The sequence below is a fragment of the Gemmatimonadota bacterium genome (assembly GCA_039715185.1).
Lineage (GTDB): Bacteria > Gemmatimonadota > Gemmatimonadetes > Longimicrobiales > RSA9 > DATHRK01.
Genome location: JBDLIA010000213.1, coordinates 1 through 1,525 on the forward strand (window position 1 = coordinate 1; position 1,525 = coordinate 1,525).

Sequence of the window (1,525 nt, forward strand, 5' to 3'; positions counted from 1 at the left end):
CAGCGTACCTCGACGGTCCAGCCACCGGGGCCGCGCGTCACCGCGAGGCGGAGCATCCCGCTCGGCATGAACTCGATGTCGCTGATCAGCAAATCGCCGTCCGCGGTCAGGGCCGGCTGCAGGTAGCTGTAGCCCGGCCACGTGTACTCCCAGAACAGCGTGCCGTCGGCCGGCGCCACGCTCGTCGCCCCGGCGCCGTTCAGGAGCAGGACCTGCGCGACCCCGTCGATCGTCAACAGGTGGGGTGAGCTGTAGCCGCCGCCGCGCTCCGGGCCGGACCAGCGGGGATCGCCGGTGGCGGTGTCGTAGGCGACGAGCTGGCCGGCAACGGCGACGATGACGACGTCGTCGACCACCAACGGCGAGCTCGTGAAGCCGAATTCCGGGACTTCCTTGTCGGTGTCGGACGCGGCGTTGCGCGACCACACCACGGCGCCGTCGGCGGCGTCGAGCGCGTTCACGATTCCGGTCGCACCGAAGGTGTAGACGCGACCTTCGCGGTAGGCCGGCGTCCCGCGCGGACCGGCGCCGACATGGGAGTCCCAGAACCGTGCCGCGTCGCGGTGTCGCCACACCGGTTCACCGGTGGTCACGCTGTAGCTGGCGACGATCTCGTCGTCGCCCCGCTGCTCCTGGGTGTAGAGGAGGTCGCCGCCGATCGCGAACGACGAGACGCCCGGTCCGATCGGCCGGCGCCACAGCTCGACCGGCGGCGACGCGGACCAGTCGGTCGCGATCCGCGCGCCGGGGACGCTGCCGTCGCGATCAGGCCCGCGAAAGCCGGGCCACGCGGCTTCTGTCTCTGCTGCCGCCGGCGCCGAGGGGAGCGCCGTCGGCTCGTCGCCGGCTCGGGCCAGGAGCCGCTCCTCGGCAGTCTCGGCCCACCGCCAGTTGAAATCCGGAGCGCCCTCGCCGGTGAGACCGTCGTTCCGGAAAAGCGCAAACCCGCCGCACGCGAGCAAGATGGTCACGACCATCGCCGCGCGCCGAAGTCGGTCAGCGAGGTCACGGGTGATCACCGCCCATGCGACGAAGCCGAGGCTCAGCACCGCAGGGGCGTAGACGAAGAACTGGACCCCCATGTTCCCGGCCCGGACCGACTCGTGGAGGATGTACGGTGTCGCGGCCAGCGCGGCGACCATCAGGAGGATCGCGCCCACGCGCTCGGACCACGGCGCCCTGCTGAAGAACACCCACCAGACGACGACGGCCAACGCGCCGATGGGTCCGCTCAGCACGGCGAAGGACTCGACGTCGGGCGCGATGACGGGAAGACTGAACCGGGTCAGCCACTGCAGCAGCACGATGACCACGCCGGGCCACAGCCGGAGCGGCCGCTGCCGCGTCGATTCGACGGTCTGCGCGTTGGCCATCACTGCGCACCCCCCGCAACGAGGCTTCTGGGCTCTCGTCGAGTACGTGATTCCGCCTAGCTGTTGCTAGGCTACCAGGAACTCTTGTCCACGAGCAAATTCAGTAGCGCGAGGCCATGGAAAACAAAACCGGCGACCAACGCCGTCGTGAA

General features: G+C 70.1%; 1 protein-coding gene. It reads right to left on the reverse strand.

The window, feature by feature from the left end; all coding sequences use genetic code 11:
• Positions 1 to 1,373, reverse strand: a 1,373-nt coding sequence (locus ABFS34_16800) for a PQQ-binding-like beta-propeller repeat protein (protein MEN8377085.1), incomplete at its 3' end; no start/stop codon positions are given.
• Positions 1,374 to 1,525 lie beyond the last annotated feature (152 nt).